This is a genomic window from Siphonobacter sp. BAB-5385, from assembly GCF_002261125.1.
Classification (GTDB): Bacteria; Bacteroidota; Bacteroidia; order Cytophagales; family Spirosomataceae; genus Siphonobacter.
In genome coordinates this window covers 1-19,628 of record NZ_NMPS01000099.1, presented here as the reverse complement: position 1 = coordinate 19,628, position 19,628 = coordinate 1, and the positions used below count along the sequence as shown (strand labels likewise).

Here is a 19,628-nt window from a genome sequence, read left to right as displayed (position 1 = left end):
AGAAGCCTTACGGTTTTTCATATCGGGAAAGCCTGCAAAAGTTTATTTCGCAAACGCGTCCGCCAGTTTATTCAGTTCGGCATCCGTGGGTTTACCCGAAGTAATCACCATGCGATAGCGAAAGACAACGGATTGACCTTTCTTGAGTTGATAATTCAGCTCTTTCTTTCCTTCGGTAAAGACCTTTTCACCTAGGGGATTCAGAGCAAACAGGCCGTAATCGCGGGCATGCCAGTAGGTCGGATAGCTTACGTTTTTCGGGTGATCGATCAGGACAATGGAAACATCTTCTTTACCAATCTTTCCCGTCAAATTCATCCAGCGACCGCGGGTACTCCAGACTTTGGCTCCTTCTACGCCCTCGCTCGAACGATAATTGCCGGTTACTCCGGTATTGTCAAGTTTGGGAACCGCAGTTACAACACCGTTGGCATCCGTATACTTTTCGGCTTTCGTCGAGGGAAGTTCCAGTTGCCGGGCTACCCGGATGGCAAACATACCATCTTTAACATCTTTGAAGTGGGCATCTTCCACGGCTTTCAATACCGTGATGCGATCGATGATGCGTTGTTTGTCCGAAGCCGTAAAGAAATAAGTAGTTGTTTCCTGTAGTACTTTTTTGCCTTTACCATTGTCTTCCACCCAATCGGCGGTTACCGTCAACTCGGCCCGTTTGCCGTCCTTTTTGGATTTAATGCCCGTATGACGGATGGTACCATATTTGGCATTCGGGTTGGGCGGCGTGTTGGAATTGTTCCAGTAATCGTAACCGTTGACGTCCTCGTAGTTGAACCAGACACCCACGTGGTGCGGATGGTCTACCCGTTCGCCCGGCCGGGGATCCAGCGGCCAGCCCCGGGTAATCAGATTGCCCTGGGGCGAGTATACAGGATACAATACCGCTTTTTTTAGTACTGCCTCGCCGGGGTAGAAATAACTGGTAAAAGGTTTGCCGTCCACGACTACATCTATTTTGTTAGCCTTTTCGTTGGACTTTAATTCAATCAATTTCTGGCCTGAAGCATACGTGCCCGTAAGCAGCAGGGCGGTGGTGATAAGTCTAGAGACGTGATTCATACCATCGGTTTTGTAAGTACTGGTCTAAAAAAGACCTTTTCCGGGCGTACGACCCCTCAAAGGTCTTTTTATTTTTTTGTTTTGAACCGATGATCTACTGCCTGACATAAGGGAATCCGTTAGTAATATACGTCTTTGACAGCGAAAGCTAAAATAGGAAAGATTCAAGAATTAACCGTAGGAACAAATACTCGTTCCTACGGTTAATTCTGAGTTTAAAAGTAGATTTAATAAGATAAGATCCAGGAAAACAAAAAATTAATTTGCATTTATTTAATAATGACATCTTTTCTAAACCCGCTTCTCCATTCACTATCCAAAATAGGTTCTTAACAGCCTGTACCGGCATGTTTACCTACATTTAGCTACTTTACACTTCCTGAAGCTATATACTTGCATCACTTTCTGACCGAAATTTCCGCCAAAAGGATTTCTGGCAAAGCAGCCTTAGTGATACAGAGCTCAATTGAGTATGTTTTGAATAAGAGCCTTGATTCCGGTTTGAATTAACCCATGCATGATACTCTGAGCGAAGGGGGGAGGTTTTTTATAAGAGGGCAAACGAGTAAGAAGCTGAACCCTTTCAATTAGAGTATGGTCCGTACAATTGGGGTCACAACCCGCATTCATCAGTAGCTATAGACTTCTGGTGAACGAGCCTTCGTAACAGTTCTACCCTGGTTACCTGATTTACTGTTTAAATGCTTGCCTATGACCGCCACCACCACCCGTTGTCCGTATTGCAAGGCTACTGAAATCGAACGTCGTCGTCGCCCTGCCCTGGTTCGCACTGTACTTTTTTTCATACCAATTAAATGGTTCCTGTGTTTAAGGTGCCGCCGTTTTTTTACCCGCCTATAGTAAAGATTATTTTTGTAATATTATGTGCACGAAACGGGGCCCCTTCGGTCCCGTTTATTAGTTTTACACCTTTAAGAAACCACCAATAATTTAAACTTAACCTGTAGAAATTCAATTTTATTCAGATAGATTCGTAGATGCTTAAGCGATAGAAATATTAAGTAGTAGTAAATACCTAAATTCAAGTCTTATTTGACATTTGTTTAGTAAAAATTGACGAGTATGTCAGAGAATCAAATCCGTGTATTGATTATTGAAGATGAGGCAGTACTGGCGATGGATTTGTGTGATACCCTTGAGGCTGAGGGTTATGAAGTAGTAGGAATGGCCAACAATGGTCGGAGAGCCCTGGAAATCTATCAGAAAAATCAGGTTGATTTAGTGCTTTGTGATATTAATATCAAAGGTGAGTGGGATGGCATCGAAACCATTAATCATCTATTGGCTTTTCGTCCGGTTGCTGTTATTTACATTACTGCTTTAGCGGATAAAGAAACCCGCGATCGGGCTAAACTTACCTTTCCAGCAGCGTATCTTTTTAAGCCTGTTAATACGGCAAATTTGAATATTGCTATTGAACTGGCCATTCAAAACTTCTCCGTTCGTGAAGGAAATAATTCGCTCAAAGATGCCGTTAAAGCATCGGAAAAAGACACCCTGTCCCGCGAAGTTATTCTGAAAATAGATCAGTCTATTTTTATCAAACATAATTATCAGTTTGTGCGAATTGATGCCGCAGATATTCTGTACCTGGAAGCGGATAATACGCATACCACCATTGTAACGAATGAGCGAAAATATTCCATTCGATTAACGCTAAGTATGACGCTACACCGATTAGCCATCGAAAAGCTTATTCGGGTTCATCGCTCGTACGCTCTGAACATTCGTAAAATCAAGAGTTTTAATGAACGCGAAGTGATGGTGGATATGATTGCTATTCCGCTGGGAAGGCAATACAAAGATGAATTTATGCGGATTTTTCAGATTCAGTAAGTTTCTACACCCCTATCTACCCGCCAGGAAAATGTCCCTTTTGAAAGTAGTATTACTTTTTTGCCTCGGAAGTGTATCGCTTGCCGGGTGGGCCCAGTCGTCCGTTGATCAATCCTACAACGAATACTTAAAAACGGTTGAGAATTTACCAGCGAAAGCTCAGTTTGACTCGCTTTCTGAGTACGAAAGCAGAATGCGAAATCGTACGCAATTCGCGGAAGCAAAAATGGCGATTGAAGCATTAGTACGCATTGCTGAAAAAACGAAAGATTCTGTTCAGCTGGCACGTGCCTATTTCTCTTTTGGTATGCTTGAAATGGATAAAAGCAATCCTGCTGAAGCTATTTTGTATTATCAAAAAGCACTGGAGATTAGCCAGCAAATGAAACAGGTAAAAAAGCAAACCATTATGCTGGACTATATTGGGTTTGCTTACGTTTCACTGAAAGAATATCCCTCGGCTGAAAACTATTTCAAGAAAGGGCTGAAACTGGCTGAGCAGATCAAAGATAAAGAAATGATTGGTCAGTTTAATATGGAGCTGGCAACGGTAGAGGACATGCGTAAAAACTTTGCCAAGGCTCTTCAATATAATCAGAAAGCCCTGGATTACAGTGAAGGGGAAGCGAAGAAGAGTACCATTTTGTTAAACAGAGCCATTATCTATAAAAATGCGGGTCAATTTGAGCAATCTGAACAAACGTATCAGGAATGTTTACGGCTCGCCGATAAATTGAACATGGATTATTTAAGAGGCTATGTTTACATTAACTATCCCAATACACTGATTAAATTAAACCGCATTGACGAAGCAGAAAAATACGCACATAAAGCCTTAGCCTGGTCTAAAAATCAGCCGGAAAAATATCGATTCTACGTTGAGGTTTACGATATATTGACGCGTATTGCAGAACACCGGAATCAATATAAGGAAGCCCTGAATTATCATAAGGAATGGGTAGTCGCCCGTGACAGTGTAACCAGTTTCGATAAGAAGCAGCAACTGATAGAAGCGGAAACCCGCTTTCGTACGGAAGAAAAAGAGTTGGAAATCAAGCGATTGGATGATGAAAATGAATTAAAGTCCCGGCAGTTCTGGTGGTTATTGGGAGGAATGAGTATTCTGGTATTGTTGCTGGGCGTGGCGGTCGTTCAGTACCGAACGATTCGACGGGGTAATCAACAGTTAGAGCGAACGAACCGGGCCTTGTCGGAGCGAAACACGATGGTCAGCGAACAGTCGGAACAACTCAAAAACCTGATGAAGGAACTGCACCACCGGGTTAAGAATAACCTCGCTATTATTTCCAGTTTGTTACGTCTGCAATCAACCCGACTGGAAGATGAAGGAGCCGTCCGAGCCGTTCGGGAAGGGCAGCAGCGGGTAGAGGCGATGTCATTAATTCACCAGCGTTTATACGAAAGTGATAACGTAACGAAGGTCAATATGAAAGAGTACATTCATGACCTCGTACAGGGCCTCTTTTACGCGTATGGATTCAAGGAAGAAAACTTTGATCTGGAAGTAGATATTGTATCGGTAGAGCTGGACGTGGAAGTAGCAGTACCCCTGGGTCTGATCATGAACGAAATCATTACCAATGCTTTCAAACACGCCTTTGATCAGATTTCAAAACCCAGTTTGAGTATCATTCTCAACGAAACCGATCAATTACACCTGGAGATTAAAGATAATGGTCCGGGTATCGATATGAATGCCTGGAAGAAACCTACCGGATCGTTTGGTAAGCGGTTGATTTTGTTACTGAGCGAACAAATTGGGGCGATTCTCAATGTACGCAACGAGAATGGTACCCGTTTTGATTTAATCATGCCGGTACAAGGCTGAAAAGGAACGTCCCTACCCGGGTAAATTACCCAAGCAGGGACGTTTTATTTTTAATCCTCCAGCCGTTTTCCAGCGGTCTCTTTAATGTAAATCATTCCGACAATAAAGGTCATAGCGGTCAGGAAAATAGGGTAATAAACACCGGCAAATTTTGAGCCAGTTAAACTACCCAACCAAGTCGCAACAAAAGGAGAACAGCCACCAAAAATACCGTTTGCAACGTTATACGGAATGGAAAGCGACGTGTACCGGATTTTAGTTGGAAATAACTCTACCAGAAATGCGGCAATCGGTCCGTAAGCCATGGTGGCAAATAATACCTGAATGAACACCAACAAGCCTAATAACCAGAGAGTTTGCGTGGGGAGACGAACTTCCGTTCGTTCATCTACTTGTTGATTAGGTAGTTTTACAGTAGTCTGCGTAATCACTTTGCCATCTTCAAAGGTGGTTACTTTCGAAGTATCCTTAATTACGGTCTGAAGTATGGTACCGCCATTTACAAGTCGATCCATACCTTGGTAGAGAGGGTACAAAAACAGACTAGCCCCCAACAGTCCGGCCATCATCACTTTCTTTCGGCCAATTTTATCCGATAAAGCACCAAAGATGACGAAGAAAGGCGTAGCACAGGTAACGGCAATGGCCATGACGGTTTGAGCCGACCCGTACTCGACATTCAAAATTTTTGTAATAAAGATCTGAGCGTAAAACTGACTCGTATGCCAGATGGCACCCTGTCCAATGATCGCCCCGAACATCGCAATCAGCATGAGTTTGACGTTGTCGCGGCTCTTGAAACTATCGCGGAGGGGTGTTTTGGATAGATTTCCTTCTTTTTTAAGTTTAGCAAACGCGGGCGACTCATCCATGTTTCGCCGGATGAAGTAGGAGAGTACTACTAAAGCTCCCGATAAAGCGAAAGGCAATCGCCAGCCCCAGTCATTGAAAGCTGATTTACCGAGGGCATACTGACAACCCAAAATCACCAGAATGGAAACGAAGAAGCCAATGGAAGCCGTCGTTTGAATGAAACTGGTATAGCGTCCCCGTTGGTTATCGGGCGAATGTTCGGCTACATAGGTCGCCGCTCCGCCGTATTCACCACCTAAGGCCAGTCCTTGTAAAACGCGTAAAACCAGCAATAAAACGGGAGCCATCAAGCCAATGGAACCATACTGAGGAATGAAGGCAATGGCAAACGTACTGCCCCCCATGAGTACCAGCGTCACTAGAAACGTGTACTTGCGGCCAATCATATCGCCTAATCGACCAAATACGACCGCTCCAAAGGGGCGGGCCACAAAACCGGCTCCATGCGTAGCCAGCGTACTCAAGAAAGCGGCGGTAGGGTTATCCGGTGGGAAAAACTTAGTGGAAATAATAGCGGCCAGACTGCCAAAAATGTAGAAATCGTACCATTCGATGACTGTACCGGCCGAAGAGGCAAAAATAACTTCCCACAATCGACGCTTTGTAACGTTTGGGCCGTTTGGTAAACTTTTGGTTTGCATGAATAGAGGTTTAAGAAATACGGGAGGCTGCGTTTTTCCCAAAATAATGTTATTTCGTTGAATATTGGATGTAAAAGCCCCGATTGGTCGCTGATTTACGTCTGCTTTTTATCTTATGTCACTGATTACCACTCTTGCCCGACCCGAAGTTCAGGCATTCATTCAGCAACACCAGAATGACGACTGGCAGAAATTACTGCTCGGGGCTTCCCGGTACCCGGATCTGCCCATTCGGGAAATAGCCCAGCAGATTCAATGCGGCCAGAAAGCCCGGACAAAATTGCCCCACTGGGCCGCTCAACCGGGGGTTCTTTTTCCGAGTATACTTTCACTGGAACAATCTTCTTCCGAACGAACCGCTCGCTGGAAGGCAAGTCTCATGCAGGGCGATCGGTACGCCGATTTAACAGGGGGCATGGGCGTCGATTTCTGGGCGGCCAGTGCCCGATTCAAGCGGGCTACGTACTGCGAACAACAAACGGAATTAGCCGAGTTGACGGAATACAATTTTAGGCAGTTAAGTAGGACTGAGGGTATTATGTGGGTAAGGGGAAACGGAATGGACTGGCTCGAACAAAGTACCGAAACCTTCGACTGGCTTTATCTGGATCCGGCTCGTCGAGACCGCAGTAGTCAGAAGGTAGTCCAGTTAGCCGATTGTGAACCGAATGTACTGGAACATAAAGATTTATTACTGGGGAAAGCAGCCGATGTATTGGTGAAAGTGTCACCCATGCTGGACATCGATCTGGCAGTGAAACAATTGGATTGCGTAGCCCACGTCTACGTGGTAGCCGTGGATGATGAAGTGAAAGAATTATTACTACACTTGCGGAGGGTACCGCAGGAACCTGAAATTACGGCGGTACACCTGCTACGAAATGGGCAGGAGCAGCGGTTCTCCTTCCGACGATCGGAAGAGCAGTCGTATACCGCTCCCTTTTCCGAACCACTGACGTATCTCTATGAACCCAATGCGGCTCTGTTGAAAGTCGGAGCTTTTAAACGAATCGCTCAGGGAGGCTTGTATAAATTGGCTCCGAGTAGTCACCTGTATACTTCGGAGGCACTCGTACCCGGTTTTCCCGGTCGAACGTTTCGAATAACGGCTGTAACGAAAGCTGATAAAAAAGAGATTCGGCGATGGGTGCCTGAAGGGAAAGCGAACCTGACGGTACGTAACTTTCCCATGAGTGTCGCGGATCTCCGTAAAAAGCTTAACCTGAATGAAGGGGGGAACCAGTACTTATTTGCCACCAGTGATCAGCGGCAAAATAAGCTTATCCTGATCACGGAAAAAGTACAGACCGTACCCTAAGTATTTTTATTTAATTTTTTCGCATCAATTGTTTTTTAGCATACATTCGATGGGACGATAATCCAGCTAACGCAGGCTCTGTCCTTTGTTCTATTCCATCTTAGTTTTATAAAAAATGATACGTAAGACCATGAAAATGTTACCTGTATTGGGCTTGTTATTGCTGGGATCAGTAGTCTCCGCTCAGGTTTCGGTGAAACCCGTTGAACAGGAAATTGCCAAAGTAAAGCGGACGGGTTATGTGACGACATCGTCGGTTGCGGAGAAAATTATTGAAGAAGCCTGGAAGAAGAAACTCAGTCAATATGGACGGGTACTGAGTGAACGGGGAGGGGTGTACAAAGTGGAATATGCCAAGGTTCCGTTTTACGATAAAAACGTACTGATCGTCAGTCAGCTGGATACCCGGCGGGGCAGTACGTCAATCTTCATGTCCGTTGATCTCGGCAATTATGAATACGCTTCGAGTACCAACAATTACGGACGGGAGGTAGAGGATATTCTGCGGGATTTCCACAAAGACATTGATTACCAGTCGCAGGTAGCCGAGGCGGATAAAGGCCTCAAAGAAGCCAGCGACAAACAACGGGAGGTCGTACGGAAATCAGATCGGAACCTTCGTAATCTGAAAGATAATCACTCCGAGAAAATCAAATTACTAAAGCGACTCGAAGACAATGAAAAAGAGCTGATTCAACTCCGGGCCGATAGTGTGCAGTTATACAGCGATGTACAACAGGTAAACCAGCAGGTAGAAGATCAAAAGAAGAACGTAGATACGGTGAAGAACCGAAAACCTTAACGAGCTAAAAGCGAAGGCCCCCGGCAATGTTGCCGGGGGCCTTCGCTTTTAATTACCTTCCCGGTAGAAAACCCGGCTGACCCGCTCGCCTACGTTTGTCAGAATTTCGTAGGGAATGGTACCACTCCAGGAAGCCAGATCACGAATGGAGGGGTAATCCCCAAAGATGATCACTTCGTCCCCTTCCGAGCAGTCAATGTCCGTAACATCCACCATACTCATATCCATGCAGATATTGCCGACGATAGGGCATAACTGACCCTGAATCAATACCTTACCGGTACCCCGACTGAATTTACGATCAAAGCCGTCGGCGTAGCCAATGGCAATGGTGGCAATCCGGGAATCCCGGGATAATACGCCCCGGCGACCGTAGCCAACCGTTTCGGTTTGGGGGACTTCCTTAATCTGCGAAATCACCGTTTTAAGCGTACCTACGTTTTCAGGTTTTCCTGATCCTCCGGTAAGACCGCCGTACCGTACAACCCTTTGCCAAGCCGAATCATGTCGAAGCGGGCTTCGGGAAAACGGGCCAGTCCCGGCGAATTCGCCAGGTGCCGAATGGGCTGGTAGGGGAGAACAGCCGTAATGCGGTCGGCCATAAACGTATACCGGGCAATTTGCTGATGCGTGAAAGCATCGTGCTCGGCTTCGTCGGCGGCCGCCAGGTGGCTAAAAATGGAAGCAATGCGAATTTCCGGATGCTGACTGATTTGATCGGTTAGCCAGTCCAGATGTTTTTCTTCAAAACCCAGTCGGTGCATCCCCGTATCCACTTTGATGTGAACGGAAGTGGAAAGCTGACGGTCGCCGAGAAAATCAACAAATTCCTGCCAGTGGCGGGGACTGTAAATTTCCGGTTCCAGCTGGTAATCGAGTACCTGCTGAAAATTTTCCGGCGAGGTATTCAAAACCAGAATGGGCAGCTGAATACCAGCTTTACGCAAACGAACGCCTTCGTCCGGATACGCTACGGCAAGGTAATCGACGCGGTGGAATTGTAAGAGATTCGCCACTTCCTCGATACCGCTTCCGTAGGCAAAGGCCTTCACCATGACCATGATTTTGGTCTGACGACCAATTTTTTCCCGGAAATAATTCAGGTTATGGGATAAAGCATCCAGGTTTACTTCCAGAATGGTTCCGTGCGTTCGCAGCGAAAGCTTCCGAATAATATCTTCAAAATGGAAGGTACGGGCCCCTTTGACCAGCACGACACTGTCACTGAAATCAGAAGTACGGTATTTCGCCAGAAAGGCTTCGGTACTTTCAAAAAACTTCGCGGGCAGAGCAAAGGCCATCTGGTTGCGTTGCAGGGCTTCGCCGATGCCAATCAGCTGATTTACGCCTTTGTCTTTCAGCAACTGGGCAATCTGCGTATACAACTCGCTCTCGTTTACCCCGCTTTGCAGGAGGTCGGAAAGTATGACCACTTTGTGCGGACGTTCGTGCTGATTCGACAGAAAATCCAGGGCCATTTTCAGACCAGCCAGATCATTATTGTAACTGTCATCAATCAGATAACAATCGTTGATGCCTTCTTTCAACTCCAGCCGCATCGATACGGGACGCAGGGCGTAAATGCGTCGCTGAATTTCATCTTCTGAAATTCCAAAATGCCGTAAGAGGACAATGCAGTGGTTAAGGTTTTCCCACCAGGCCTGACTGATGTTACTCTGGGTAGTGAAGGAATGCCAGGCTTCGGTTTTCGACCAGCCGAGAATCTGGCAATCCGCGGGCAGAAAGTCGGGCAATTCCGCCTTGATTTCCGTAAAGTCGCGGCAGTACACGAAAGTTTTGACGTGACGGAATAACTCCAGCTTTTCCCGGATTTTCTGTCGGCGATCCTGAAATGCTTCGTCGTGGGCCGTACCAATGTTGGTGAAAATGCCAATGGTAGGCTGGATTACCGCTTCCAGATGAGCCATTTCACCGGGCTGTGAAATACCCGCTTCGAAAATGCCCAGCGTATGATGAGCGTCAAGCGACCACACGGACAGCGGTACGCCCAACTGGGAATTATAACTCTTGGGACTTCGGCAAATCACAAAGTCCGGACTAAGCAACTGAGCCAACCATTCTTTTACGATGGTTTTGCCGTTAGAACCCGTAATGCCAATCACGGGAATAGAAAAAGCCCGACGATGCCCGGCAGCTACTTTCTGCAAAGCATGAATGGCATTGGGTACTACATGAAACTGAGCCTCCGGAAAAGCCTGCGTCTGAAATTGGGCCTCTTCAATAACGAATTCCCGAACGCCCTTTCGGTACAACTCAGGAATAAAGGTATGTCCATCGTGGTGCGGCCCCCGAATGGCGAAAAATACAGAATCAGCGGGACTGGTAATCTGACGGCTGTCGGTAAGTAAATAGCGAGCAGAAATGGTCATGTACTGCGAATAAAAACGATACGATAATGAAATTCCGGCGTTACTACGGGTCCGTAATGTATAAAGAAAGCAACGAAGGAACCAACAAAAACGTTGCTACAACCAGCGTTTTCGCCGGAACCAGAGTAGCATGATCACGACCATCACCGCCATCAGACCCATCGCGAAGGGATAGCCGTACCGCCAGTGTAATTCCGGCATGTATTCAAAATTCATCCCATAGATACCGGCTACGAAGGTCAATGGCATGAAGATGACCGAGATGATGGTCAGTACTTTCATTACATTGTTCAGCCGGTTACTAATGGTCGAATTGTAGAGGTCCATCAAACTGGTCATCTGGTCGCGGTAGAGTTCTACAGTTTCGTTTACCTGATTGATGTGATCGTACAAATCCCGCAGATAAATTTCCGTATTGGCTGAAATCAGCGACTGCCCGTTCAGGGGAGCTTCCCGCGAAAGACTCAGGGTAATTTCCCGTAGTGGCGTAACCACTTTCCGCATCACGCCCAGTTCGCGTTTGACAGTATAAATCTCTTCAAGGTGCTTCTGTTCGGCATTTTTAAACAGGGCCTCTTCGAGCCGATCCAGGTTTTCTTCCACGCAATCCAGTACCCGGAAATACTGATCTACCACCACATCTGCCAGGGCGTACAGCAGATAGTCCGCCCCATTTTGCCGCGTTTTGCCAGCACCGGCTTCAATCCGTTTTCGAATGACTTCAAAAATATCCCGGCTCCGTTCTTCCTGAAACGAAAGCACCCAGCGAGGACCCAGTACCAGGGCTACGTGTTCGGGTTCTACCTCACGCGTGTGAGGATTATATTCCAGCCACTTCAACACGATGAACAGAGTATTTTCCCCGAAAAACTCAAACTTGGGTTTTTGCAGCGTGTTTAGAATATCCTCCTGCATGAGCGGGTGAAGCTGATACAGGCGACCGATTTCAGCAATGACTTCGGGTTTATGAATGCCGTCGATATTCAGCCAGGTGATCCCCGTTGTCGAAGGGCTGGCTTCGGAATAGTTCTGTACAATTTTCTTTTGATGCCCTTCCAGCGTAAAATCAATCCGGGTAATTTTAATTTGATTATCAAGGGGCAATCCTATGTATTGAAGCGTACCGGGTGAAGTTCCCAGATTTTTACGCTCGATTTTATGCTTACGTGAAGACATGAAGATGCGATAGTGAGTGGACCGTTTCTCTAAAAGCGGTGTCCCATGGTACGGAACTATAAACGTAAAACTTCGGGCTAGGTTTAGTATGGGGAGGGATATTTCAGGGCATCAAAAAACTTACGCAGTCCCGAACGTTGCCCTATCGTTTAGGGTTTAAGTACTAAAGGCATAACATTTTTCTAAAACCGGCTATGAAAGCAACGCTGCTGAGTTTGTTTATGGTCTGTACCATGGTTGTTATGGGCAGTTGCCAATCTCAATCACAGGATAAGAAGCCCAAGAAAATGGACGTAAAAACGAAGAATCCCTATTATTCCCGCACCGATACCACGAAACTGAACGTATCCGATGCCGAATGGAAAAAAGTACTCGAACCCGAAGTATATGCCGTAGCCCGGGAAGCGGCCACTGAATGGGCCTTCCGGGGTAAGTACTGGAACTTTACGGGCCGTGGTACCTACTACTGTGCGGCTTGCGGCAATGCCCTGTTCAAGTCAGATGCGAAATTTGCCAGCAGTTGCGGATGGCCCAGCTTCTTCGAAACGATGCGGCCGCACAGCGTTGAGTACAAGGAAGATCGTTCCCACGGGATGAACCGCATTGAAGTTTTATGCGGACGTTGCGGCGGTCACCTGGGTCACCTGTTTGATGACGGTCCGGCTCCTACGCACAAACGCTATTGCATGAACTCCGTTGTGATGGATTTTGAACCGGATGATAAGAGTCAGCAGGCGGTGAAGTAGGGGGAAGGTTTGAACGTTTGAATAAGTAGAGCCTTCTGCGGATGATACTACCAACAAAAAGGGCGGTAAACCAGAGTTACCGCCCTTTTTGTTGGTATCGATCAGTACCGATTAACGCATGTTGTGATACACGTTCTGAACGTCGTCGTCTTCCTCGATACGTTCAATCAGTTTATCCATGTCAGCGGCTTCTTCTTCGGAGAGTTCTTTCGTATCGTTGGGAATACGCTCGAAATCGGCTCCCTGAATTTCGTAACCGTTCTCTTCTAAGAAATGTTGTAAGCCACCAAAAGCGGTAAATTCGCCGTAAATAATGACCTGATCCGTTTCTGGATCCAGAAATACTTCTTCTGCACCGAAATCAATCAGTTCGAGTTCCAGCTCTTCAATGTCCAGGCCCGGCCTATTGGCAATCTTGAATACGGATTTACGATCAAAGATAAAATCCAGCATCCCAGACGTACCCAGACTACCACCCAGCTTGTTGAAGTAGCTACGGATGTTGGCTACCGTCCGGTTGGTGTTGTCGGTCGTGCATTCAATCAAAACGGCGATACCGTGCGGGCCGTAGCCTTCGTATACTACCTCTTTGTAGTCTTCCTGATCTTTCGCCGTCGCTCGTTTAATGGCCCGATCTACGTTGTCTTTGGGCATGTTCGCCGCTTTCGCGTTTTGAATCATGGCCCGCAGGCGTGAGTTGGAGTTGGGATCAGAACCACCACTTTTTACCGCCAGCGTAATGTCTTTACCGATTCGGGTAAAGGTTTTGGCCATTTGGCCCCATCGTTTGAACTTACGGGCTTTTCGGAATTCAAAAGCTCTTCCCATACTAAGTAGTTAATCGTTATTGAGTTGTCCGTTACAAATTATTCCAGCGAACCTATTTTTTGCAAAAGTACAAAAGTAGCCTCACTTCCGAATGCATAGGGGCGGGAAGCTGGAATAGTCTTTTCGTTTTCTTAGGGAAACGAACTATTGATATTGTCATGAATACGAATCAGGAAGAAAATCCCCGCAAAGAACCCCAGCATGATCTGGAGTGGCAGGAAGATAATCAGCACAAGCATCATTACCAAGCTCTGGAAAAACGTGACCCGGAAAAAGGCTATAGCACCGACCCCGGTCAGGGTGATCCGGGCGTAAGCTATCCCCTTCGCGATGAGGACATGGACCGTCAGGTACAGGATCCGGTAGCTGAAGCCGAAAACCTCAAGGAAAGCTACGAAATGGCCCACGATGAGGGCGGCGAGGAGCAGGAAGTGAAAAATGAAGAACCCGTCCCGATTGCCGATACTGTAATGACCGATCGAAAGGAATCGGCTGACCGGAAGGAATAAAAAAAGAGGCTTCTAATTACTAGAAGCCTCTTTTTTTATGAGTCTGAACGCCCCTCAGAGCGTTGGCAGATATTCTTATAGGTTAACGTATTTCTAAGCAATCCCAGTCCAAAAGAAAGACCAAACAATTACTTATTCCCAATCAAGATCAATGTGACGTTGTAATCCTTCATTTTCGCTGAAAGGAAGGAATACTCGCCAACGTCCGTTGCGGTAACGAGCCGAAATATGTTCGACGTCTACGTCACTCGGAATCAACAGATCGCCCACCGTGTAAGGTAAGAAGCTTTCTACTTCTTCCTCTTCGTTTACTTTCAATACAGGGTGCAGGGTGTACAGCCATAAGTGGCCGTTTTCAATATCAACCTGTAAGTCATCAGGATCAACGCCTGGCATTTTTACAAATACTTCATAGCCCGCCTCGCCGCGGTTTACCCAGACTAATGATTCAGTCCGACCACCGTTCAACGTATTTGCAAAGTCTATATTAGCGAGAATTTCTTTCGGTACTGAGATTTGCGGTTTCATGGCTTTATGGGTTTTTCCCTTATATAGAAAAACACCTTTCCAGAAGAAGACTCAAGCCAAACTGGCAGAATTATGTAGACCTATTTCTACGATTTCTGTTATTTTGACAGGGAAAATGGAGCCTGTAGCGTCATAAACCTATTTTATAGCGGATTAGTACAAGAGCTGTTCAGGCGACTTACCAAAAGAAAAGACGAGTGAATTGGCGAATAAAGGTCTAAAAAAGGGAGGCTGATTCCACGAACCAGCCTCCCTAAAATATAGCTTCTTAAACCCTTAATTGTTTCGACGTTGTTGCCGGATGTATGAATCCCGGTTGGTATTCAGCGTAGGAGCGTCTTTGTAGATTTCCTTCCAGGAGTTGTCTTTCAGGGCTCCATCCTTCACTGATTTAATCCAGCTCGCCCAGGCCAGCGGATTGAAGAAAGGGATGGTACTCGCAAAACCTTTGTTGGCGTTGTAGTTGCTAATCTGATTCTGAGAAGCCTGGAAGCTAGAGTTTACACCTGAGCCCTGCATGGCTCCCATTCTGCGTAAGTAATCGGGATCCATGTTGCGAGCCAGTGCTTCGCGTTCCTGCTGATCGGGTAAGTTCATGGTCAGGAATTCCTTCTTGAACTCTTCGAAATTGCGGAAAGGATAAACTTTCACCTCCCGCAGGGTAATGGCATCCTCCCGTAACTGAATCTTGGCCGAGTAGGAGGGCTCGTTATAGTTTTTCGGAATGACCAGGTATTGTCTGCGATAACCCGTATAGCTAAAGATGATACTATCACCCGGAAAAACAGGAATGTTAAAGAAACCATTATTGGAGGTAACCGTACCCCGGCCCGTGTTGGCAATATTGATCGTAGCGGAGGGCAAAACTTCGGATTGCTTTCCACCCACAACTACGCCGGAGAACTGAATCGCTTTAACTTGCCCCTGGGCCATGCCGTGCTCTGCGGATAAACCCACAAGCAGAAGGGCCGAAAGTGCTATGATTAATCGTTTTGTCATGCAGAATAAAGAATTGCCCTTGGCAAATGTTACTGTAAACAAATGTATTGCTTTTCGACGAGTATTCATGGCTAGTATCAGATTTTAGAGGATGAAACCCCGTATTTCCTCTCCCAAAATCTACAATCGTACCAAACGCGTGCCATTGCTGAAACGCAGGCGGAGGCTCCGGGGGGCAGATGTAAAAAGACGCTCGCAGGTTGCATCCTACGGGCGTCTTTTTTATTCTTTTTATTTTCCTGAATAACGACTACTCTTTGTAAAAATTATAAATCAGCGAAATCTGAACGGCCTGATTGTAGAAATTTACACCGGGTTCGGTCGTAATCACATTATTAAAACCACGGCTATAGCGTAAGTTCAGGCTAATCTTGTCGGCAGCATCCATGAAGTCATACCGAAGACCAGCGGTAAATCCGTAGTCACTGCGGTTGTTAGGTCCACGGGGCGTACTTTCCGGGCCGTTGATGGCGTAGGCATACTCCGGACCCGCTTCCAGGGTCAATCCTTCGGTGATAACGTAGCCAAATACGGCGGCTCCGGTGGCATAGTAGAAGGAGTTACGGGTGACGACATTATTGGCTTTCAGAGCACCGCCACGTTGCGTTAAAACCACTTCTGGTTGAATCACAAATTTATTGAAACGCTGGCGGTAAAACCCACCAAGGTGCAGGCCTGAATTAAAGCGGGAAACAACGTCGCCTTTCGGACTGCGAATGGTATAACCTGAAGTAAGCCCGGCTTTTAAACCATAGTGAGGCTTGAGGTGTAGCACCTGAGCAGAAGCTTCTGTACCAAGCAACGTAATGAAAATCAGGGACAAAAGGGGGAGAATTCGTCGAAGCATCGGCCGATGTATGTTCTAAATTTATTCACAAAACAAAGCTAAAACGGCCAGACGGTCAAATTCTATATGAATGAGCCTTTCTTTCGATGGCTCGAGTTGGTATACTTCTTTCGTTTTCAGCGAATAGAATGGCAGGATCAGTATGAATATTTTATGGTTTCAGCGAGATTTACGATGGTCGGATCATCTTCCGCTACAGGCGGCTCTGGCAGAAGGACAGGCAGTAGTATTGCTGTTTTGTTATGAACCGCTCTTGCTAAAAGATCCGCATTTTGATAAACGCCACGGGCGATTTATCCGGGAGTCACTTCAGGAGTTGTCGGCGGCTTTTCAGCAGCAGCATCACACCCTGCACATTATTCGGAATGACTTCCTGGCCGTACTGCAGCGGCTGCACCGCCGGTACGGCGTAGAAACTATTTTCTCGTATGAAGAAACCGGACTGCCGGTGCTTCACCAACGCAACCAGGCCATTCAGGAATATTGTCACAACGAAGGAGTAGAGTGGGTACGCTTCCCGAAAGTCTCGGGAGCGGACCTTCAGGAAGCCGACGGCAAACGCCGCTGGCAGCAGGTGATGCGAAAACCCATACCACCGCTCGACTTATCGCAACTGAAAACCGTATCACTCGGGGCTGGCTTTACGGAACATCTGTCCGCCGTGGATGACTTGCATCCCTTTCATATTCGCGACTTCCATTTCCAACGTGGCGGCTTTACGCAGGCTCGGGAGTGGCTGACGAGTTTTATCAAAATCCGGTCGGTGCAATACAGCCGGGCGGAAGATAACCCGTACCTGAGTCGGTATAATGCCAGCCGGTTGTCCGCTTATTTGTCCTGGGGAAACCTTTCGGTTCGGGAAGTGTATCAGGCGTCGTCCAAAGCCATTAAGGAGGGCTTTTACAGCCATGACCTGAAACTGTTTCAGCAAAACTCTGGCTACACGATCGGTTACAGGCTCGCTGGTACGAACCTGCTGTTGCTTCCCTTCCGGAGCGACGGGAGGATGACGACCGGTTCGAAGCCTGGAAAACAGGGCAGACAGGTCTGCCGCTGGTAGACGCCGCGATGCGTTGTTTGCTCGAAACGGGTTATCTCATTCCCCGGTTACGAGAGCTATTGACTTCGGTACTGCGGCAACGCCTGCCTGAGTTCGAAGCCGAAGGCTGGCAGTGGATGGCCCGGCAATCCCTTGACTTTGATCCGATGCTTATGGATGCCTATCGAAGTAGGCGTGCGAATAGGAAATTTCTAAATCCAGTAAAAGAGGCTCGTACCTTACCGGATGTCATACACTTTCTGCGGATCTGGTTGCCGGAACTGGCTCATCTGCCGCCACGTTTTCTGTACGAACCCTGGCGAATGCGACCTGCCGAGCAGCGACAGTACGGCGTGTATTTGGGCAGATCGTACCCAGTACCGCCCAGGAGTTGGATTCCACGCACGGTGCGGAAGCAAAGCATTGCTTCTAAAATTTCCCGGTAACGCCAGATACGAGTAACTGACTATGAAAACATTAGCGTTTGTTAACGACAATAACGCTTGATTTTTAGGAAAACAAAGCCCTTTTGAGGCACGATTGGTACAAATTTTTCTGTGTCTGAAGAAAAAATAAGGCATATGGCAGAACGAACACCAATGATACTGGAAGAATCGGCTCAGCGATTTGGCTTCAGTTTGCCGGTCGTACAACATATCTGGGATGGATTAGTACGCTCGCAGGGCAAACAGGTACAATTTAGCTCACCCGAACTGGGCGGTCAGGGTCAATGGCAACATGGAATGCTCATGATCGGTGACTGGAACAATCATACGCTGAAAGCCCGCGTAACCGAATTAATCGAACAACTGGCTCCACTGGCGGCTCAGTCGTCCGCCTATGCCGAAGTGCCTGCCGCTCAGGCCTACGCCCGCCAGGAACAACCCCTGAGAGCAACGGAAGAGGCAGAGACAACCGAGCCCGAAAAGACACTCACGGGTGGCTGGCAAGGAACACAAAACGGAATTTCCTACGTATTTTATCCTGAACAATCCTTACTGGCTCTGAACTCCGGTGAACGATATAGTACCGCACCCTATTTTGTGCTGGGGATGGGACAGAGTCAGCAGCAGGGTCGTAATACGTTAGTGCTCCTTACCGATCAGGGGGAAATTGCCGTAGACCAGCTTACTCGCATCGAATAAATTATCAACTTTCTAAACATACACAGCTATGATTAATCCTAATGAGGCCATCGAAGAAGACGTTCGAGCGTCCCTGGCTCCCGATCCAGACGAAGATGAACTGGACGAAAATGTTGAAGATCTGGACGATGAGGAGTACGAAGAGGAAGATCTGACAGTATACGATGATGAGGACGAAGAGCTTACGGAAGAGCAAGAGCCCGTCATCGACGAGGATTTTTCAACCGATTCGGATATTGTCATCGGCGATGACGAACTCGACGAAATTCAGCAACTGGATACGCGTGAAAATGGAATCATGAAGCCGTATCCGTCGCATGAGATGTACGGAGACAACACACGTACAAACACCAATTAGTCTGACGTACGTACAGGCGACTACGGTAGTGCAAAATCCGGTCTGGCGGCCGGATTTTATTTTTGTACGCTTCCTAAACAGTTTTGTGCAGCGATTAGTTAAAATTCCACTGGTGCCCTTTTTATGGATCGATAGGGGATGACTAGCGAATCAGCGATCCTTTCCGCATGAAAAAACCTCTGGATTTCGTTCTGCTGATGGCAGATGACGATTCCGACGATCAGGATTTATTTAAAGATGCTCTGGAAGAGTACTATCATCCTGTTAAACTACGATTTGTGGCGGATGGAGAAGAATGTTGCGATTATCTCAAACGAAGAGGTCGATACGCAGATCCTGAATCAAGTCCTCGGCCTGGGTTGATTCTGCTGGATCTGAATATGCCTCGCAAGAATGGGAAGGAGGTTTTGTCCGAAATAAAAGCGGATGATTCGTTAAAATCCATTCCAGTAATTGTCTTTACTACCTCACGTTCGCCTTTTGATATTCAGGAATCCTACCAGCTTGGCTCCAACTCATATCTGGTGAAACCCAATACGTACCGCGAAACGCTTGCCCTGATCCAACAACTGGCCGGTTTCTGGTTTAACGCCGCCGAATTACCCGAGTAACCAAAACGGGGAGTACGATTCGAATCGTACTCCCC

At 47.0% G+C, this 19,628-nt stretch carries 19 protein-coding genes and 1 pseudogene; 11 read left to right on the top strand and 9 right to left on the bottom strand.

The features are described 5' to 3' along the window. Nucleotides 1–42: 42 nt before the first annotated feature. The gene (locus BWI93_RS09870; protein ID WP_094810709.1) at nt 43–1,077 is read right to left on the bottom strand and encodes a PmoA family protein; all 1,035 of its coding nucleotides are present in this window, start codon (nt 1,075–1,077) and stop codon (nt 43–45) included. A 1,083-nt stretch (nt 1,078–2,160) separates the two neighbouring features. Between BWI93_RS09870 and BWI93_RS09865 the strand changes: the two genes are divergently transcribed. After that, nucleotides 2,161–2,934, top strand: coding sequence for a response regulator (locus tag BWI93_RS09865; protein WP_094810707.1), 774 nt, complete (start codon nt 2,161–2,163; stop codon nt 2,932–2,934). A 193-nt stretch (nt 2,935–3,127) separates the two neighbouring features. Next, nucleotides 3,128–4,783 carry a sensor histidine kinase gene (locus BWI93_RS09860; protein WP_176454186.1) on the top strand — a complete coding sequence of 552 codons (1,656 nt, stop codon included), beginning with the start codon at nt 3,128–3,130 and terminating at the stop codon, nt 4,781–4,783. A 50-nt stretch (nt 4,784–4,833) separates the two neighbouring features. Here the strand turns inward: BWI93_RS09860 and BWI93_RS09855 are convergent, their stop codons facing one another. Further along, nucleotides 4,834–6,297 (bottom strand): MFS transporter, encoded by a 1,464-nt coding sequence (locus BWI93_RS09855; protein ID WP_094810769.1) that lies wholly within the window; start codon nt 6,295–6,297, stop codon nt 4,834–4,836. Between the two features lie 115 nt (nt 6,298–6,412). On the opposite strand from BWI93_RS09855, the gene BWI93_RS09850 reads away from it, so the two are divergent. Next, nucleotides 6,413–7,615, top strand: coding sequence for a hypothetical protein (locus BWI93_RS09850; protein ID WP_255157791.1), 1,203 nt, complete (start codon nt 6,413–6,415; stop codon nt 7,613–7,615). Between the two features lie 130 nt (nt 7,616–7,745). Further along, the gene (locus BWI93_RS09845; protein WP_094810703.1) at nt 7,746–8,417 is read left to right on the top strand and encodes a hypothetical protein; all 672 of its coding nucleotides are present in this window, start codon (nt 7,746–7,748) and stop codon (nt 8,415–8,417) included. A 48-nt stretch (nt 8,418–8,465) separates the two neighbouring features. Here the strand turns inward: BWI93_RS09845 and BWI93_RS29515 are convergent, their stop codons facing one another. The 3 genes from BWI93_RS29515 to corA all read right to left on the bottom strand — a co-directional run bounded on the left by BWI93_RS29515 (nt 8,466) and on the right by corA (nt 11,983). After that, on the bottom strand, nt 8,466–8,837 hold the full coding sequence (locus tag BWI93_RS29515) for an alanine racemase C-terminal domain-containing protein (protein WP_369679133.1): 372 nt from the start codon (nt 8,835–8,837) through the stop codon (nt 8,466–8,468). 14 nt (nt 8,838–8,851) lie between these two features. Further along, nucleotides 8,852–10,807, bottom strand: a complete 1,956-nt coding sequence (gene alr / locus BWI93_RS09840; RefSeq protein ID WP_369679132.1) for an alanine racemase — start codon at nt 10,805–10,807, stop codon at nt 8,852–8,854. A 96-nt stretch (nt 10,808–10,903) separates the two neighbouring features. Beyond that, entirely contained in the window at nt 10,904–11,983 is a 1,080-nt protein-coding gene (gene corA / locus BWI93_RS09835) for a magnesium/cobalt transporter CorA (RefSeq protein WP_094810701.1), read from the bottom strand. Between the two features lie 194 nt (nt 11,984–12,177). Here corA and msrB point away from each other — a divergent pair, with 194 nt between their 5' ends. Next, a complete protein-coding gene (gene msrB / locus BWI93_RS09830) occupies nt 12,178–12,729 on the top strand; it encodes a peptide-methionine (R)-S-oxide reductase MsrB (protein ID WP_094810699.1) in 552 nt (183 codons plus the stop codon). A 111-nt stretch (nt 12,730–12,840) separates the two neighbouring features. Here the strand turns inward: msrB and BWI93_RS09825 are convergent, their stop codons facing one another. Beyond that, a complete protein-coding gene (locus BWI93_RS09825) occupies nt 12,841–13,557 on the bottom strand; it encodes a YebC/PmpR family DNA-binding transcriptional regulator (protein ID WP_094810697.1) in 717 nt (238 codons plus the stop codon). Between the two features lie 158 nt (nt 13,558–13,715). Between BWI93_RS09825 and BWI93_RS09820 the strand changes: the two genes are divergently transcribed. Further along, nucleotides 13,716–14,066, top strand: coding sequence for a hypothetical protein (locus tag BWI93_RS09820; protein ID WP_094810695.1), 351 nt, complete (start codon nt 13,716–13,718; stop codon nt 14,064–14,066). Between the two features lie 132 nt (nt 14,067–14,198). On the opposite strand, the gene BWI93_RS09815 is transcribed toward BWI93_RS09820, so the two are convergent. The 3 genes from BWI93_RS09815 to BWI93_RS09805 all read right to left on the bottom strand — a co-directional run bounded on the left by BWI93_RS09815 (nt 14,199) and on the right by BWI93_RS09805 (nt 16,440). Continuing rightward, nucleotides 14,199–14,594: an Hsp20/alpha crystallin family protein gene (locus BWI93_RS09815; protein WP_094810693.1), complete on the bottom strand. Its 396-nt coding sequence runs from the start codon at nt 14,592–14,594 to the stop codon at nt 14,199–14,201. Between the two features lie 276 nt (nt 14,595–14,870). Then, complete coding sequence (locus tag BWI93_RS09810; protein ID WP_176454185.1) at nt 14,871–15,593, bottom strand: carboxypeptidase-like regulatory domain-containing protein; 723 nt, start codon at nt 15,591–15,593, stop codon at nt 14,871–14,873. 250 nt (nt 15,594–15,843) lie between these two features. Further along, entirely contained in the window at nt 15,844–16,440 is a 597-nt protein-coding gene (locus tag BWI93_RS09805; protein ID WP_094810689.1) for an outer membrane beta-barrel protein, read from the bottom strand. Nucleotides 16,441–16,582: 142 nt separating this feature from the next. On the opposite strand from BWI93_RS09805, the gene BWI93_RS09800 reads away from it, so the two are divergent. The 5 genes and pseudogenes from BWI93_RS09800 to BWI93_RS09780 all read left to right on the top strand — a co-directional run bounded on the left by BWI93_RS09800 (nt 16,583) and on the right by BWI93_RS09780 (nt 19,593). After that, on the top strand, nt 16,583–17,500 hold the full coding sequence (locus BWI93_RS09800; RefSeq protein ID WP_094810687.1) for a deoxyribodipyrimidine photo-lyase: 918 nt from the start codon (nt 16,583–16,585) through the stop codon (nt 17,498–17,500). Further along, nucleotides 17,428–17,925 (top strand): annotated as a pseudogene (locus tag BWI93_RS09795) (FAD-binding domain-containing protein); the annotation flags it as partial. The gene BWI93_RS09800 and the pseudogene BWI93_RS09795, both read left to right, overlap by 73 nt. A gap of 153 nt (nt 17,926–18,078) precedes the next feature. Beyond that, entirely contained in the window at nt 18,079–18,624 is a 546-nt protein-coding gene (locus BWI93_RS09790; protein ID WP_094810683.1) for a hypothetical protein, read from the top strand. A 28-nt stretch (nt 18,625–18,652) separates the two neighbouring features. Further along, nucleotides 18,653–18,982 carry a hypothetical protein gene (locus BWI93_RS27735; RefSeq protein WP_158242710.1) on the top strand — a complete coding sequence of 110 codons (330 nt, stop codon included), beginning with the start codon at nt 18,653–18,655 and terminating at the stop codon, nt 18,980–18,982. Between the two features lie 167 nt (nt 18,983–19,149). Further along, nucleotides 19,150–19,593 carry a response regulator gene (locus tag BWI93_RS09780; protein WP_094810681.1) on the top strand — a complete coding sequence of 148 codons (444 nt, stop codon included), beginning with the start codon at nt 19,150–19,152 and terminating at the stop codon, nt 19,591–19,593. The last annotated feature ends 35 nt before the right edge of the window (nt 19,594–19,628 follow it).

Bases quoted from the DNA above. Each gene is read 5' to 3' on its own strand.
- BWI93_RS09870 (WP_094810709.1), bottom strand. From the start codon at position 1,077: ATGAATCACGTCTCTAGACTTATCACCACCGCCCTGCTGCTTACGGGC.
- BWI93_RS09865 (WP_094810707.1), top strand. From the start codon at position 2,161: ATGTCAGAGAATCAAATCCGTGTATTGATTATTGAAGATGAGGCAGTA.
- BWI93_RS09860 (WP_176454186.1), top strand. From the start codon at position 3,128: ATGCGAAATCGTACGCAATTCGCGGAAGCAAAAATGGCGATTGAAGCA.
- BWI93_RS09855 (WP_094810769.1), bottom strand. From the start codon at position 6,297: ATGCAAACCAAAAGTTTACCAAACGGCCCAAACGTTACAAAGCGTCGA.
- BWI93_RS09850 (WP_255157791.1), top strand. From the start codon at position 6,413: ATGTCACTGATTACCACTCTTGCCCGACCCGAAGTTCAGGCATTCATT.
- BWI93_RS09845 (WP_094810703.1), top strand. From the start codon at position 7,746: ATGAAAATGTTACCTGTATTGGGCTTGTTATTGCTGGGATCAGTAGTC.
- alr (WP_369679132.1), bottom strand. From the start codon at position 10,807: ATGACCATTTCTGCTCGCTATTTACTTACCGACAGCCGTCAGATTACC.
- corA (WP_094810701.1), bottom strand. From the start codon at position 11,983: ATGTCTTCACGTAAGCATAAAATCGAGCGTAAAAATCTGGGAACTTCA.
- msrB (WP_094810699.1), top strand. From the start codon at position 12,178: ATGAAAGCAACGCTGCTGAGTTTGTTTATGGTCTGTACCATGGTTGTT.
- BWI93_RS09825 (WP_094810697.1), bottom strand. From the start codon at position 13,557: ATGGGAAGAGCTTTTGAATTCCGAAAAGCCCGTAAGTTCAAACGATGG.
- BWI93_RS09820 (WP_094810695.1), top strand. From the start codon at position 13,716: ATGAATACGAATCAGGAAGAAAATCCCCGCAAAGAACCCCAGCATGAT.
- BWI93_RS09815 (WP_094810693.1), bottom strand. From the start codon at position 14,594: ATGAAACCGCAAATCTCAGTACCGAAAGAAATTCTCGCTAATATAGAC.
- BWI93_RS09810 (WP_176454185.1), bottom strand. From the start codon at position 15,593: ATGACAAAACGATTAATCATAGCACTTTCGGCCCTTCTGCTTGTGGGT.
- BWI93_RS09805 (WP_094810689.1), bottom strand. From the start codon at position 16,440: ATGCTTCGACGAATTCTCCCCCTTTTGTCCCTGATTTTCATTACGTTG.
- BWI93_RS09800 (WP_094810687.1), top strand. From the start codon at position 16,583: ATGAATATTTTATGGTTTCAGCGAGATTTACGATGGTCGGATCATCTT.
- BWI93_RS09790 (WP_094810683.1), top strand. From the start codon at position 18,079: ATGATACTGGAAGAATCGGCTCAGCGATTTGGCTTCAGTTTGCCGGTC.
- BWI93_RS27735 (WP_158242710.1), top strand. From the start codon at position 18,653: ATGATTAATCCTAATGAGGCCATCGAAGAAGACGTTCGAGCGTCCCTG.
- BWI93_RS09780 (WP_094810681.1), top strand. From the start codon at position 19,150: ATGAAAAAACCTCTGGATTTCGTTCTGCTGATGGCAGATGACGATTCC.